The organism is Nocardia wallacei, assembly GCF_029869545.1.
Classification (GTDB): domain Bacteria; phylum Actinomycetota; class Actinomycetes; order Mycobacteriales; family Mycobacteriaceae; genus Nocardia; species Nocardia wallacei_A.
Map to the genome: position 1 here is coordinate 1 of NZ_JARWQD010000092.1, position 15,850 is coordinate 15,850.

The 15,850-nt window shown below is 68.9% G+C and carries 10 protein-coding genes; 3 read left to right on the forward strand and 7 right to left on the reverse strand.

The window, feature by feature from the left end; translation table 11 throughout:
* Positions 1-123 precede the first annotated feature (123 nt).
* Entirely contained in the window at positions 124-324 is a 201-nt protein-coding gene (locus QH290_RS05970) for a DUF5988 family protein (RefSeq protein ID WP_280269771.1), read from the reverse strand.
* 148 nt (positions 325-472) lie between these two features.
* Between QH290_RS05970 and QH290_RS05975 the strand changes: the two genes are divergently transcribed.
* The 3 genes from QH290_RS05975 to QH290_RS05985 all read left to right on the forward strand — a co-directional run bounded on the left by QH290_RS05975 (position 473) and on the right by QH290_RS05985 (position 4,017).
* Positions 473-1,171: a response regulator gene (locus QH290_RS05975; protein WP_280269770.1), complete on the forward strand. Its 699-nt coding sequence runs from the start codon at positions 473-475 to the stop codon at positions 1,169-1,171.
* On the forward strand, positions 1,168-2,214 hold the full coding sequence (locus QH290_RS05980) for a HAMP domain-containing sensor histidine kinase (protein ID WP_280269769.1): 1,047 nt from the start codon (positions 1,168-1,170) through the stop codon (positions 2,212-2,214). The genes QH290_RS05975 and QH290_RS05980 overlap by 4 nt, the downstream gene beginning before the upstream one ends.
* Positions 2,215-2,289: 75 nt before the next feature.
* The gene (locus tag QH290_RS05985; protein WP_280382199.1) at positions 2,290-4,017 is read left to right on the forward strand and encodes a DUF4153 domain-containing protein; all 1,728 of its coding nucleotides are present in this window, start codon (positions 2,290-2,292) and stop codon (positions 4,015-4,017) included.
* Positions 4,018-4,237: 220 nt separating this feature from the next.
* Here the strand turns inward: QH290_RS05985 and QH290_RS05990 are convergent, their stop codons facing one another.
* The 6 genes from QH290_RS05990 to QH290_RS06015 form a co-directional block, all read right to left on the reverse strand.
* Entirely contained in the window at positions 4,238-5,782 is a 1,545-nt protein-coding gene (locus tag QH290_RS05990; RefSeq protein WP_280382200.1) for an acyl-CoA carboxylase subunit beta, read from the reverse strand.
* 81 nt (positions 5,783-5,863) lie between these two features.
* Positions 5,864-11,062: a polyketide synthase Pks13 gene (gene pks13, locus QH290_RS05995; protein ID WP_280382202.1), complete on the reverse strand. Its 5,199-nt coding sequence runs from the start codon at positions 11,060-11,062 to the stop codon at positions 5,864-5,866.
* A gap of 116 nt (positions 11,063-11,178) precedes the next feature.
* A complete protein-coding gene (gene fadD32, locus QH290_RS06000; protein WP_280269765.1) occupies positions 11,179-13,101 on the reverse strand; it encodes a long-chain-fatty-acid--AMP ligase FadD32 in 1,923 nt (640 codons plus the stop codon).
* Between the two features lie 221 nt (positions 13,102-13,322).
* Positions 13,323-14,339, reverse strand: coding sequence for an LLM class F420-dependent oxidoreductase (locus QH290_RS06005; RefSeq protein ID WP_280269764.1), 1,017 nt, complete (start codon positions 14,337-14,339; stop codon positions 13,323-13,325).
* 141 nt (positions 14,340-14,480) lie between these two features.
* Positions 14,481-15,473: a cutinase family protein gene (locus tag QH290_RS06010; protein ID WP_280269763.1), complete on the reverse strand. Its 993-nt coding sequence runs from the start codon at positions 15,471-15,473 to the stop codon at positions 14,481-14,483.
* Positions 15,470-15,649, reverse strand: a complete 180-nt coding sequence (locus tag QH290_RS06015) for a DUF732 domain-containing protein (protein WP_425303556.1) — start codon at positions 15,647-15,649, stop codon at positions 15,470-15,472. Before QH290_RS06015 ends, QH290_RS06010 begins: the two co-directional genes overlap by 4 nt.
* Between the last annotated feature and the right edge of the window lie 201 nt (positions 15,650-15,850).

A 15,850-nucleotide genomic window follows, 5' to 3' on the forward strand; every position in this document is an offset into this window, starting at 1 on the left:
GCGAGGACGGAAATCGTGCCCCGGGGGATGTGGGGGGTTTTCTGCGTCTTCCCCTTGTTGCCGGGGGGGGGCGCTTCCCCCCCCCCCGTTCGCGTTATACGTGGGCCATGGTCACTGTGGGGTTCACGCCTCCACGTGTTCGATCCATTCGTAGACCGGCAGGCTGCCCTCGGCGGTGTCCTGCCAGCGCGGGGTCACCTTGAAGCGCTCGTAGCCACCGTGGAACTGCACCCGGAGTTCGATTCCCGGCGGAGTGATCGGAACGATCCGCTGCGGCAGGTCGGCGGGCCCGCCCTCTAGTACGGCCTTCGGTGAAGTTCCCATAGCTGAAGGCTCTCACACCGGGCTGTTCGGACCGGCCGATTCCGCGAAAGACACCCCGGTCATGGTCGTTTCGGCGGCGACCGGTGCACACACAATCTCCACAATTGATTCCGGTTCTCTGCACAGCGGGTGGCTAGGGTTCCCAAGCATGGAACAGCATGCGGCGGCCGGATCGAGGGCGCGGCGGATTCTGGTGGTGGACGACGAGCTCACCATCGCGGAATCGGTCGCGGTGCGGCTGCGGGCCGAGGGATTCACCGTCGATATGGCCCACGACGGCCCGGCGGCGGTCGCCGCGGCGCGCACGCACGAGCCGGACCTGGTGGTGCTCGACGTGATGCTGCCCGGATTCGACGGGCTGGAGGTGTGCCGCAGAATTCAGGCCGAGCGCCCGGTTCCGGTGCTGATGCTGACCGCCCGCGCGGACGAGACCGATCAGCTCGTCGGGCTGGGTGTCGGCGCCGACGACTATCTGACCAAACCGTTCTCGCTGCGGGTCCTCACCGCCCGGGTGCACGCCCTGCTGCGCCGCGTCGACCGCGCCGCCGACCCGGGCGGTGCCGTCATCGTGGTCGGCGATCTGCGCATAGATGCCGACCAGCGGCGGGTGTGGCGCGGTGCGACCGAGGCCCAGCTGACGCCGCTCGAGTTCGATCTGCTCGCCCGCCTGGCGCGGCGTCCGCGCGTGGTGCTGGCGCGGGAGCGCCTGCTCGAGGAGGTGTGGGACTGGGCCGATGCCGCCGGGACCCGGGCGGTCGACAGCCATATCAAGGCCCTGCGCCGCAAGCTGGGCGCCGATCTGATCCGTACCGTGCACGGTGTCGGTTACGCGCTGGAGGCGCGGTGAGCGGGAGGTTGCGGCAACTGTCGGATCGGGTGGCGGAGACGCTGCCGCGGCCGCTGGACCGGATCCGGTCCATCAAGCTCAAGCTCGCCGTTCTGATGATCTTCGCGGGCGGGCTCGCCTTCGGGTACTTCCGGCTGCGGATCGGCTGGCTGCCGCCGCTGACCACGCTGTCGGCCATGGTCATCGCGCTGGTGACCTCCCAGTTCCTGGCGCACGGCATCACGCGGCCGCTGCGCGAGATGACCACCGCGGCACAGCGAATGGCACACGGCGACTACACGCGGCGGGTGCGGGCGTCCTCGCGCGACGAGGTCGGGCAGCTGGCGGAGGCGTTCAATCAGATGGCCGCCGATCTCGCCGCCGCCGATCGGCAGCGCCGCGACCTGATCGCGAATGTCTCCCACGAGCTGCGCACACCGGTCAGCGCCTTGAGCGCCGTGCTGGAGAATCTGGTGGACGGGGTGTCCGAACCCGATCCGAAGACCCTGAAAACCGCTCTCGCCCAGACCGAACGGCTGAGCCTGCTGGTCTCCGAGCTGCTGGATCTGTCCAGCATCGAGGCCGGGGCGCTGCCGCTGGATCGCGAAGAACTCGGTGTCGCACCACTTTTCGACGAGGTGATCGCCGAGGCCGAGGTGACGGCGGCGGCGCTGGGTCGCGGCGTCCGCCTGCGCTCCGAGGTCCGGCCCGCGTCCGCCACCGTCTACGCCGACCGTGGTCGGTTGCACCAGGTCCTGCTGAATCTGCTGGACAATGCCGCCCGGCACGGCCCGGCGGGAGGCGAGGTCCGCATCGAAGCCCGCACGGCGGGAGGCGATCTCGTCATCGACGTCCAGGACGAGGGGCCGGGCATTCCGCCCGCCGACCGCGCCCGCGTCTTCGACCGGTTCACCCGCGGCGGCCGCACCGACGGCGGCGGCACCGGCCTGGGCCTGGCCATCTCCCGCTGGGTCGTGGACCTGCACGGCGGCACCATCGCCGTCGCCGATCCCGGCTCCCGAATCCGCGTCACACTCCCGGCCACCCGGCCGCCGACGCCCTAACCCGTCACCAGTTCCCCTACCGCCCGAACGACTTTCACAGTCTCGGGCCGACGCCGCACACCCCCAGGAGGATCCGTGCCCGACCATACGACCCCGCCAACACCCGAATCGCCCGACGGTTCCACCGAATCCACTGCGGCGCAGACAGAACAGGCGGATGCCGCGGACACGGTGCCGGACCAGCGGTGGACACGGGTCGCCGGTGTGCAGGCGGGCTTGTCCGCCGGGATCGCGAGCGGTGACTCGGAACCGTCACCGCCGGAGGATTCGAGCGCGGACAAGGACGGGGAGCAACGGCGGGGACCGTTGTCGGGCAGGGATGGGCTGCCGGGGTATCCGATGCGGTCTCCGGCGCCGGTGGCACCGCCGCGATGGCGTCGGGTGACCTGCCCGGCCGGGGTGTCACCCGCGGCGGGCGCCGCGGGAGTCGTTGCGGCCGTGGCGATTCCCGTCACTCGGCCGGGGATCGGATGGTTGCTGGCGGGCTTCGCGGCGATGGTGGCGGTACTGGCGGTCGATCGACGCGCCCGGCGGGAGGCGCGGGCCGTACCGAGCGCCTGTGCCACCGGCTTTTCCAGGAACTCGTCCCGGAGCTGGGAGCGCGTCTGGTGGACCGCCGCGACGCTGGCATTGCTCGCGGTCGGGACGTTCCGGGCGGCGGGGTGGTTGTTCGCGCTGTGCGTGGTGGCCGCGTGCGTGACCGCGTCGCTGGCCGTGGTCGGGCGGCGGTCGGCCCACGGTGTGCTCTACGACGTGATCGCGGTGCCGTTGTCGGCGTTCGGGGCGCTCGCGTGGGTTTATGTGGGGCTCGGCCGGTTTCGCGACGGAACCGGGGTGCGGCGCCGCCGCATCGGCCTCTCGGTGGCCGTGACCGCCGGGCTGCTCGCGGTGTTCGTGCCGCTGCTGGGCAGCGCGGACGCGACCTTCGCATCGCTGCTCGACGGCCTGATACCGCGCATGGACGCCGATTCGGTCGTGCGCTGGATCGCGGTGTTCGCGCTGACGGCCGTCGGCTGCCTCGCCGCGATGTATCTGCTCGCCGGACCACCGCCGCCCGCTTCGGCCGGGCGGCAACAGCTTCCGGGCCGCAAGCTCGCGCGGCTCGAATGGGGCCTGCCCGTCGGCGCGCTCACGGTCTTGTTCGCGGTGTTCATCGGCGCGCAGCTGATGGCGCTGTTCGGCGGCGACGACTACGTGCAGCGCACCGCCGGGCTCACCTACGCCGAATACGCCCGCAGCGGGTTCTGGCAGCTGTCGGCGGTCACGGTGCTCACCTTGGTCGTCATCCTGTCCGTGTTGCGCTGGGCGGCACAGGATTCGGTGCCGGAGCGGGTGTGGCTGCGGGTGCTGCTGTGCGCGATCGGAGCCCTCACCCTGGTGATCATCGCCTCGGCGTTCGGCCGCATGTGGACCTACCAGCAGGCGTACGGGTTCACCGTACTGCGGCTGCTGGTCGGAATCTGCGAACTCTGGCTCGGCGTCGTGTACCTCCTGGTACTGGTCGCCGTCTTCCGTCCGGAACGGCAATGGTTGCCCCGTGTCACCATCGGGACCGCCGTCGCCACCCTGCTGACACTCGCCGCTCTGAACCCCGAGGGCCTGATCGCCGACCGCAACATCGACCGCTGGCAGCACGGCGAGACCCTCGACACCGGCTACCTGGCCACGCTGTCCGCCGACATCGCCCCCGCCGTGAACCGCCTCCCCGACGAACTCCGCGACGACCTCCTCTCGCAACGCCGCCACGACCTCGACCCCGACACCTGGAACGCCTGGAATCTCTCCCGCGCCCGATTCCGGTAGACGGCGTCCGCGACCCACGGACGCCACGGCTCGTGGTTGCTGACCGAGCCTTGGCAGTCCGATTTGTCCGTCTTACTGCTGGTGGGAACAGCCTCGTGACTCGCAGCTGACGATTTGCCTAGGGTGAGACCCGCATACCAACCGGTACGCACGCTCGGATACGGGCCCCGGGAGTAACTTCGCACCCGGGGCCACCGATCCGCCGCCACCGCCCGGGCGACTACAGCGGGAGCAGGTGGTGCTTGCGCGGGTTGCGTTGCAACTTCTTGTCCCGCAACAGGTGCAGGGCGCGGCGGATCTCCAGGCGAGTGGTGGCGGGCTCGATGACCGCATCGATGAAGCCCCGCTCCGCCGCGACCCACGGATTCGCCATGGTGGCGTTGTAGAAGTCGATCATCTGCTGCCGGATCGCCTCGCGCTGCTCCTCCGGCGCCGCCTCGATCTGCTTGCGGCCGATCAGGCTCACCGCGCTCTCCGCGCCCATCACCGCGATCCGCGCGGTCGGCCAGGCCAGGTTCACGTCGGCGCCGAGCTGTTTGGACCCCATCACCGCGTAGCCGCCGCCGTAGGCCTTGCGGATCACCACGGTCACCTTCGGCACCGATGCCTCCACGAAGGCGAACAGGAAGCGGCCGCCGCGCTTGATGACGCCGATCTTCTCCTGCTCCACACCGGGCATGAAGCCGGGCGTGTCCACCACCAGCACCAGCGGGATCTCGAACGCGTCGCACAGCCGCACGAAATGCGAGGCCTTGTCGGAGGCGCGCGCGTCCAGCGCACCGGCCGACACCATCGGCTGATTGGCCACCACCCCGACGGTCCGCCCGTCCACCCGCGCGAAACCGGTGATGACATTCAGCCCGGCCTGCGCGCCGACCTCGTGGAAATCGCCGTCGTCGAAGATGCGCAGCAGGATGTCGTGCATGTCGTAACCGGCATTGTCGGAGTCCGGCACGATCGAGTTCAGTTCCAGGTCGGAGTCGGTGATCTCGGGCTCCAGGCCGGGATTCACGATCGGCGGCGCCTCGTGGCAGCTGGTCGGCATGTAGCCCAGGTACTCGCGCACCCAGTCGAAGGCCGCCTTCTCGTCCTTGGCGACATGGTGGATATTGCCGTATTCGGCCTGGCTGCGGGCGCCGCCCAGCTCCTCGAGGCTGACGTCCTCACCGGTGACCTCCCGGATCACCTTCGGGCCGGTGACGAACATGTACGCCTCTTCCGTGGCGACCACGACGTCGGTATTGATCGGCTGGTACACCGCGCCGCCGGCGCAACTGCCGAGGATCAGCGAGATCTGCGGCACCATGCCCGACAGCGGCTCGACCTTCAGCGCGATATTGGCGTACCAGGCCAGCGACGTCACCGCCTCCTGCACGCGCGCGCCGCCGGAGTCCTGGATGCCGACCACCGGGCAGCCGACCTTTCCGGCGAACTCCATGATCGCGCACACCTTGCGGCCGAACATCTCCCCGACCGACCCGCCGTACACCGTCTGGTCGTGCGAGAACACCGCCACCGGACGGCCCTCGACGAGGCCGTGGCCGATGACCACACCGTCGCCGTAGAGGGCGTTCTTGTCGCCCGGATTGCGAACCAGCGCACCGATTTCCACGAAGGTGCCCGGATCGAGCAGCATATTGATCCGGTCGCGGGCGCTCGGAATGCCCTTGCGCTGCCGCTTGGCGACCCCCGCCTCACCCGCCGGCTCCTGCGCTAATTCGAGCTTCTTCCGCAGATCGGCGAGCTTCTCGGCGGTAGTAATCACAGGTTCACCTCACTGAGACCCGCTGTCTGCGCGACATGCGAGCCGGATGGTTCTTTCACAAGCTCTCTCGTACTGTTGTCGTCACTGCCGGTCCTTCGCGATCGCGGCGAGCTTCTGCGTCAGGTCGGCACCGATGGTGGCAATGCGCGGCTCATCGACGATCTGGAGATGATCGCCCGGGATGTGGATGATCTCCAGGTTCGGGAGGTAGTCGTCCCAGCCGCCGTTGGGCTGGCGCTCGGCGAAGCGGGGCTCCAGCTCGATCATGCCGTCGTGGTACCGATCGGCGAGGTAGAGCACCACATTGCCGTCGTAGTGCGACGGCTGCGCCTTCTCCAGTTCCCGGCTGTCGAGCCACGAGGTGCGCTGATGCTCGATCACGCCGCCGGGAATCTTCACATCGGCGAACTTGAGCAGATCCGTGATGATCTTGTACTGCTCCTCGTCCGACGCATCCGCGAGTTCCTGCAGCATGTCGTCGTCGAGTTCGCCCTCGATGCCGTAGGTCTTCTTCGCGAAGGCCTGGAAGCGCTCGATCCGGGCGCGGCGGCCCTCGGGGCTGGTGTCCTCGGGCTGCGTCGGCAGCGCGAGGTCGATCAGGCCGACCAGCCGGACGTCATCGCCTTCGGCACGCATGAGCTGCGCGACCTGCAGCGAGAACACCGCACCCAGCGACCAGCCGTAGAAGACGTACGGGCCACCGGGCTGCAGCTCGCGGATCTTCGGAATGTACTGGCGGGCACGCTCTTCCATCGAGCCCTCGACACGTTCGAAGCCGTACATCGGGGTGTCTTCGGGCAACCGCTTCAGCAGCGGCTCGTACACCAGCGTATTGCCGCCCGAGGGATGGAAGACGAAGACCGGCACGGCATTCGAGCCCTCGGCGCGGGCGCGCAGCGTGCGGACGAAGCCGTCGACATCGCCGCCGCTGTCCTGATACCGGCGCACGATATCCGACAGCTGCTCGATGGTCTCGCACTCGAGGACGTCCTCGATGTCGATCTCGGCGCCGACGCGTTCGGACAGCCGGGCCACCAGCCGCTCGGCCGTGTCCTCGTCCAGGATCGGCAGCGTGTTGAAGACGCCACCCGCCGACTTGCCGGTGATCTGCGCCCAGGTGCCGTAGGTCAGGCGCTCGGCGGCATCGCGCGGGGGGACGTTGTCCTCGGTGGCCTTGGGCTCCTCCGGTCGCACCGTGGATTCGGTTGCGGGAGAAGGCTTGTCCGCACCGCCCGCCAGCTTTTCCTTGACGACCGCGGCCGGGTCCGCGCCCGACTCCATGGCCGCGCGCGCCGCATTGACGAAGTTGTCGTCGACGGTCAGCGAACCGCCCTCGGCCGCTTGCTGTTCGGCCATCGCCTGCACCTCGTCGCGGTGCTCGATGGCGTAGCGCAGCACCTTGGAAACCTCGTTGAGGCTGGCGTCGCGCACGGCCGAGACCTGCAGCTGCGGGATGTCGAACTCGTACTCCACCCGGTTCTTGATGCGCATGGCCATCAGCGAATCCAGGCCGAGCTCCATCAGCGGGATCTCCATCGGCAGATCCTCCACGGAGTACCCCATGGATTCCGCGACGATGATCGCCAGCCGCTGCTCCACGGTCTGCGAACCGTTCGGATCCCACCTGTCCCCGAAGGTCTCCACGACCTCCAGATCGGCTGCGGCGCTTTCGACGGCATCCGGAACCGGCTGCGCAACGGCGGGTTCCGGCAGCGTCGCACCCGAGGCCACCACCGCTTCGAACAGCAGCCGGAACGCCCCGTCCTGCTTGGTGTGGACCTGTACCGAGGCACCGCCCAGGTGGGGGGTGAGGGTGGTGGTCACGGTGCCGGAGGCCGGTAGGGCGGAGTGCGCGACGGTCGCGCCCAGTGAGATGTCCGAAAGTACCTGTGCCGCAGCGGCTCCCACGAGCGCCGGGAGGTCGGTCACGGCAGCGGCGGACACCTCCCATGCGTGCCGCCCGTCCGGCAGGGCCACGTGGGCGCCCGGCACGCGCCCGGTGCCCGAACCCGACGCGATGGCGACCTTGGGCCAGTACTGCTTGCGCAGGAACGCCGTTCGCGGGATATCGGCGTAGTCACCGGCGGGCAGCAGCGAGGACAGATCGACCTTGTGCCCCTGCACGTACAGCTGCGCCAGCGCCGCGATCAGCCCGGCGGACTCGTCCTCCTTGCGCTTGAGCGTGGGGATCAGCGCCGCGTTGTGCACCCCGGCCGCGAACGTCGTGCCCAAAACCTGCATCAGCGCAACGGAATTCGGCGCCAGCTCCAGGAAGGTGGTGATGCCGCTGTCGACCGCCTGCCGCACCGCGTTGGTGAAGTACACCGGATGCCGCATATTGGTGACCCAGTAGTCCACGTCGTGCACCGGATCCGAGCCCGCGCGGTACACGGTGGCCTTGTGCACGGTCGAGTACAGGTCGACGGTCGGCTTGGTCGGCTCGATTCCGGCCAGTTCGGCGGCCAGCTCGCCCAGCAGCGGATCCATCTGCGAGGTGTGCCCGGCGCCGCGTACCTGCAGCACCCGGGCGAACTTGCCCTCGGCCTCGGCGCGGGCCACCACGGCTTGCACCTGCTCCGGCGGGCCGCCGATCACGGTGTTGGTGGGCGCGGCGTACACCGCGACCTCGAGGTCGGGGTGCTCGGCCAGCACCTTCTCGATGTCCTCGGCGCTGTACTCGACCAGCGCCATATTCCGGACGTCGGCCTCGCTGAGCATCTGCTCGCCCTCGCCCATGAGCCGCGACCGCGCGCAGATGACGCGGACCGCGTCCTCCAGGTTCATGCCGCCGGAGATGTAGGACCCGGCGGCCTCGCCCTGCGAATGCCCCACCACGCCTTCGGGTTCCGCGCCGTGCGCGCGCAACACCGCGGCGAGGCCGACCTGAATGGCGAACACGCCGACCTGCGACGTGCCCACGTCCCAGTCCTGCGCGTCGTCGAGGATCATCTCCTTGACCGAGTATCCGGCCTCGTCCTGCACCAGCTCGTCGACCTCGTCGACGGTGCGGGCGAAGATCGAATTCTCCAGGTAGAGCTGCTTGGCCATCTTGCGGTGGTGCGAGCCGAAGCCCGACAGCACCCACATCGCGCCCTTGGCCGCGGGCGCGTCCGCGGTGAACACGCCCTGCCCCGGCTTGCCCTCGGCGATGGCGCGCAGCCCGGCGATCGCCTCCTCGCGCGTCGTGGCCAGCACCACGCCGCGCGAGCGCCCGTGGTTGCGCTTGGCCAGCGACCGTGCCACATCCTCCAGCGAAGCCGCCTGTCCCGCTTCGGATTCCAGCCAGTCGGCCAGATCCTTCGCGGCACGGCGGCGACGCGACGGCAGATACGCCGACACGGGCAGGATCACCGGCAGCGGCTCGGTGCGCTCCTCGGTCCACTCGGGGACCTCGGCAGCAACCGCGTCATCCGTCGCATTTCCGGCATGCTCTTGGCCGGAATCCCCCTCGGACTCACCGGAATTCGCGATGATCGCCTCGGCATCGGCGACCACATCGGTGGTCTCGTCGTCGAGAGCCTCGTCCAGATCGGCCAGCGTCCCGGCATCCGCGGCAACGGATTCGGCGGACGGCACGTACTCCTGAATCACCACGTGCGCGTTGGTGCCGCCGAACCCGAACCCGGACACACCGATGGTGGCCCTACCGCTGTACCGCGGGAATTCGGTCGGCTCGTCGACGACCTTCAGGTGCGCCTGCTCGAACGGAATGTACGGGTTGGGCCCGGCGAATCCGATATTCGGCGGAATGACGTTGTGCTGCAACGCCATAATGATCTTCGCCAGGCTGGCCGCACCGGCGCCGGACTCCAGATGCCCGAAGTTGGTCTTGGCCGAACCGAGCAGCGCGGGCTTGTCGGCGTCGCGCCCGCGGCCGATCACGCGACCGAGCGCGTCGGCCTCGATCGGGTCGCCCAGCAGGGTGCCGGTGCCGTGCGCCTCGACGTAGTCGACCGACGACGGCACGATTCCGGCATCGCGATAGGCGCGGCGCAGCGCGTCCGCCTGCGCATCGGGATTCGGGGCCAGCAGACCGTTGGAGCGGCCGTCGTTGTTCACCGCGGAGCCCTTGACCACGGCGAGAATCCGGTCGCCGTCGCGCTCGGCATCGGCCAGCCGCTTCAGCACGAACATGCCGCCGCCCTCGGAGCGGATCATGCCGTCCGCATCGGAGGAGAACGCCTTGATGTGGCCGTCCTTGGCGAGCGCACCGGCGCCGTCGAACCCGAGCGTCGCGAACGGAGCCAGCAGCATGTTGACGCCACCGGCGAGTGCGACGTCGGCGTCGCCGCTGCGCAGCGCCTTGACCGCCTCGTGCACCGCGACCAGGGTCGACGAGCACGCGGAATCCACCGAGACCGACGGCCCGCGGAAGTCGTAGAAGTAGGACACCCGGTTGGGGATGATGGACGAGACGCTGCCCGTGATGCCGTAGGCGGCCGCGGTCGCCGGGGTATTCGCGTCGACCGGGGCGCCCGCCGCCATCGCGACGAGGAACATGAAGTCGTTGCCCGACGAGCCGATGTACACACCGACCGACTCGCCCTTCAGATCGCTGGCGGGAATTCGCGCGTGCTCCAGCGCTTCCCAGGTCAGCTCCATCATCAGCCGCTGCTGCGGATCGACCCGCTCCACCTCGACCGGAGACATCGCGAAGAATTCGGCGTCGAAGCCCTTGACCACCTCTTGATCGAGGTAGCCGCCCCGGGTGATCGACTTCTCGACGGCCTCGGCCACCTGCGGCTCGACGGTGAACTCCGACCACCGCCCCTCGGGCAGCTCCCGGATGCCATCCCCCCGGTTGATCAGGAACTCCCACGTCGACTCCGGCGTCTCACCCGCTCCCGGCAGCCTCGTCGACAACCCGACGATCGCGATATCGTGCGCCTCGCCCGGCTGGAACCCCGCAGTATAGAAGGAATCGTCCTCCGACTGCTCCGGCACGTCCGGAACCCCGCCCGCCGCGATGACCTCCGCGAGCGAGGCGATGGTCGGATGCTGATACACGACGGTCGCGTTCAGCATCACGCCGGTCAGATCCTCGATGTCGCCGCCGAGGGCCAGGGCGTCCCGCGAGGCCAGCCCGAACTCCTCCATCGGCCGGTCCACCGTGATGTTCTCGATCGGCTGCCCGGTCGCCTCGGCGACCCAGCGCCGCAACCACTCTCGCAGCTCGGCCACCGACATCTCGGTGGCCGGTGCGCCTGCGGTGTTCTCGGTGACCGATTCGCTCGCGGGCGAAACGGCGTCGGTCGTCTGAGTGCCCTCGTTGTCAGCCATCAATTCCTCAAGCTACCTGGATGCGGGTCGGGTGGGCAGGGATTGACAGCCAGTATCGCAATGCCACCGGCCGTGCCGACGACCGCCGGGCATCCTATGGCGAGAGTGGCTGTTGATCACACGTCCTCGGGTGCATCGGGAAAGGCCTGCTGCGTGTAACCACCACGCAGGGTCCCCTCCAGATAGGCGGCCCGGCAGGCACGGCGGGCGATCTTGCCGCTGGACGTCCGCGGGATCGATCCGGCCGGTACCAGCAGCACGTCGCGCACGGTGACGCCGTGCCGCTGCGAGATGGCCGCGCGCACCGCGTCGGCGACCGGCTGCGGATCGGCCTTGTGCGCGCCCGGGCCGCGCTCGGCGACGATCACCAGCTGCTCGGAGGCGTCGTCCGCGTCGTAGCGGATGCCGGAGTGGCTGTCGGCCTCGAACACCTCGGGCGGTAGCTGATTGGCGGGCACCGAGAACGCCGCGACGAAGCCGGGCCGCAGCAGCTTGCTCGACTCCTGCGCCGAGAACTCCAGGTCCTGCGGGTAGTGGTTGCGGCCGTCGACGATCACCAGATCCTTGACGCGGCCGGTGATGTACAGCTCGCCGTCGATGTATACGCCGTAGTCTCCGGTGCGCATCCAGGTCGCGTCCGCCGCCGAGCCCTCGGCCTTACTGCCCTCGGGCAGGCGGTTGGCCAGGATGTTCTTGAAGGTTTTGCGAGTCTCCTCCTCGCGACCCCAGTAGCCGATGCCGATGTTGTCGCCGTGCAACCAGATCTCGCCGACCTGCCCCTCGGGCAGCTCGCGCGCGCCCTCGGGATCGTCGATCGTCTCCGGGTCGACGATGGTGGCCCACTGCGACAGCGCGACATACCCGCAGCTGACCTGGGCGATGGCATTGGGAGCGCCCTGGTCCACCTTGACGATCCGACCGGCGTTGAGCTGGTCGCGATCGACGTAGACGACCTTGGCCTCGTCCTCGGCCCGGGTGGCGGAGACGAACAGGGTCGCCTCGGCCATGCCGTAGCACGGCTTGATGGCGGTCTTGGGCAGCCCGTAGGGGGCGAACGCCTCGTTGAACTTCTTCATCGAGGAGGTGGTCACCGGCTCGCTGCCGTTGATCAGGCCGATCACGTTCGACAGGTCCAGCGACTCACCGTTTTTCGGCAGGCCGCGCGCGGCCGCGTGCTCGAAGGCGAAGTTCGGTGCGGCGGCGAAGGTTCCGGCGCCGTCGGAGTGCGCGGCCAGCTCGTGGATCCAGCGGCCCGGGCGCCGGACGAAGGCACTGGGCGACATGATCGTGATGAACTTGCCGCCGATGGCGGGCAGGATCACGCACAGCAGGCCCATGTCGTGGAACAGCGGCAGCCAGGTGACGCCGCGCGAGTTCCAGTCCAGATTGATCGCGTTGATCATCTGCAGCAGGTTGGTGCCCACCGCGCGGTGGGTGATCTCGACACCGGCGGGCGTCCGGGTCGATCCGGAGGTGTACTGCAGGTAGGCGATGTGGTCGACGGTGATGTCGGGATAGGTCCAGTTCTCACCGAGTGCGTCCGGCACGGCGTCCACGGCGATGACACGCGGGCGCTGCGCGGCGGGCAGCGGCCGGAAGAACTGGCGCACCCCGGCGGCGGAGGAGCTCGCCGTGAGAATGGCCGCGGGCTTGCAGTCGCCGAGCACCGCGTGCAGACGGTCGGTGTGGCCCGGTTCCTCGGGGTCGAACAGCGGCACGGCGATGGTGCCCGCGTAGATGGCGGCGAAGAAGGCCACCACATAGTCCAGACCCTGGGGCGCCAGGATCGCGACCCGGTCGCCCGGCTCGGTCACCTGCTGCAGGCGGGCGGCCACCGCGCGCAGCCGGATCCCGAATTCCTGCCAGGTCAGGTCCTGATACTCACCGTCGCGCTCTCGGGAGTAGTCGATATAGCGGTAAGCAAGCGTGTTCGCGTCGTTGCGAGTGTGCTTCTCGACGTAGTCGACCAGGGTCCGACCCGGGGGAATTCTGATGTTCCCGGACTCGTCCAGGTAGTCGTCGAAAGTCTCGTCCGTCATTCCTTCTCCTCCGAGGCACACGCAGCACGGCGCCCTGGCCGCTGTTACCTGTGAGGCCCCGACTCTCTTACGCCCGCGGGCGCTCTGTGGTGCGAGAGCATGCCTGCAGCTTTTTCCGGCGGTCTGCGCGGTGACCACCTATCGGCTAGATGTACTCAAACCAGGGACATGTTACAGAGCAGGCCCCGAACCAGTACCCGGTGCAAGCGAACATGACCCTCTTACGCCTCCCGCAGCAATGGGATCACCGGCGCGAAGGCATCCATCTGAGTAGGAAACACTCCGACATAGGACATCGAGGTGAGTTTCCGCACGTTACGGATCTGCTCGGCAATCTCGTCGAATGTGCCGATTGCCACATAGGGGGACGTGAGGATGTCCTCCACCGACAGCTGCACGTCCACCTCGAGGTCCGGGTGCAGACCCTTCTCGATGGCCGACAGCGCCATCTCCGCCGTGCGCTCCCGATCGTCGGTGATCACCACGGCGGTGATGGTCCAGTTCAGCTCGATATCGGCGAACCGGTCACCGGCCGCCTCCTTGATCAGGTTCACCTTCTCGACGGTCTTGTCGAGGGTGATGCCCGACAGCAGGCCCTTCCCATTCTTGGTGGTCTGGGGCACCACGGAGATGATGTCGGCGTGCTTGGCGGCCAGCCGCAGCATCCTCGGGCCGCCGCCTCCGGTGACCAGCGGCGGGCGCGGACCCTGCCGCGGTCGCGGCGTGCCCTTGATGCCGCGCACCTGGTAGTGCTTGCCCTCGAAGTGGCACTCCTGCCCGCGTAGCAGCACATCCAGGATGGTCAGCGACTCGTCCAGCTTCTCGAGCCGCACGCCCGGCGACTCGTAGGGGATGCCCGCGGCCTCGAATTCGCCCTTGATCCAGCCCGCGCCCACGCCCAGCTCCAGCCGGCCCTTGGACAACACGTCGATGGTGGCGGCATCCTTGGCCAGCACCACCGGATGCCGAAAGCCGTTGGCCAGCACCGACGTTCCGATGCGGATCCGCTCGGTGGCCACCGCCAGCGCGCCGAGCGCGGCGATCGGGCCGACCTGCGGACCGAGATGGTCGGGCACGGCGAAGGAGTCGTAGCCGTATTCCTCGGCCTGCTGCGCCAGCTTGACGAACTTGCGCGCCCCGCCCTCCTGCTGATTGCCCTCGCCCGCGGCCGCGAACCGGAACTTGCGCGGCGAGGTGCCCAACGCAGTCACCTCTGCGGTAGCGGCGACTTCTGTCATGAACTCATGCTCCTGGCTGTCCGGAATGGCTGCGACGCCGGGCCGATCCGAGAGGATGCGGCTCCGGCGTCGCGATCATCGCTGCACTTTACAGCCTGCCCCGGAAACCTTGGGGTCCTCGGGGTTGACCCCTGTTAACAGTCACGAATGGGGCGGGTGCGGGGCGCCGTCGATCAGGTCCGCCGCCCAATCGACGGTCCACTGGGTGGCGGTGGCGCCGGTGTCGGGATCGACGACGAACGAGTTGTAGCCGTTGTGCACCGGATTCCCGACCGCCCGCACCAGCGTCCCCAGGGCGGGAATCATGTTGAGCGGGTTCAGCGCCTGCTTGGGGGCGTCGCAGATCAGATCGCCCGGGGCGCAGATGGTGAAGGTCTTGTCGGCGAGCGTGCCGAAGCCCTGCCGCGGCCCGGTCATGCTGATCCCGGGGACGGTGAGGCCCTTGAGCGCGACCTCCGCGCCCACGCCCGGCGGGTTGGGCCCGACCTCGGTGGCCTGGCCGGGCCCGAAGTCGCGGCGGCCGTCGGCGATCAGCATCACCCCGAGCACCCGGTCGGCCGGGACCGGCCCCTTGCCCGCGCCGATCTGCGCGGCGAGGTCGCCGCCGATCACCGCGCCCTGCGAGAAGCCCGCGATGACATAGCTGGTCAGCGGGCATTCCGCGGCCATCGAGCTGAGCGCGTCGGTCGCCTTGCGGGTGCCCTCCGACCGGCTGTTGTTGTAGGACTGCTGGCCGTCCGGCGGAATCGCGATCGGATTGGAGAACTGTGCGACGTACGGGACGGTGTAGACGTCGAGCCGGTTCTCCGGGAACCGCTCGCGCACCGGGTTGCTGATGTTGAGCATCAGCGAGATCGGATTGGCGGTCGGGTTGTGCGGATCGTCTCCGCTGTTGGACTCCCAGGTACCGGGGATCGACAGCATCTGCACGTCCGGGCAGGTGGCCGGCTGGGTGGCGGGCGGACGCGGCTCCGGCGGCTTGGGTTTGGGGATGCGCAACACCCCGGCCAGCAGATACCACAGCAGCAGCACCACGACGATCAGTGCGACGATGCCCGCCAGGAACAGCAGGCACCCCCGGCGCCGGCCGCGCTTGCGGCCCGCGCCCGAGAAGCCCGAACGTCGCGCGTTCACTTGTCGCAGTAGGTCTGGGTCGCGACGTCGACGTAGATCTTGCCCGCCTGCTCGACCGGCATCTTCGCCGGATCGTAGGCCGGGTCCGAGCCCGCCATGGCGTTCACGTAGGTGGTGAGCTGGTCATTGGGCATGCCGGCGGCCTTGCCCTGGCACACGAAGCTCGCCGTGGTCACCGCGACGTCGGGGGTCGCGGTGTCGCCGCGCGTCTTAAGCTACGCCACCAGGGCCACGTGCATTGGCGACATCGACGGCGGGTAGCAGCACAAGATTCACGCATGCAGCCTACTGGGCAGCGTTCCTGGTCTCGGCGCCGGGATGGCGCAAATAGGACGCCGGTCACGGCCGTGCGTCGGGATCTGCGAGGTTTGCCGGAC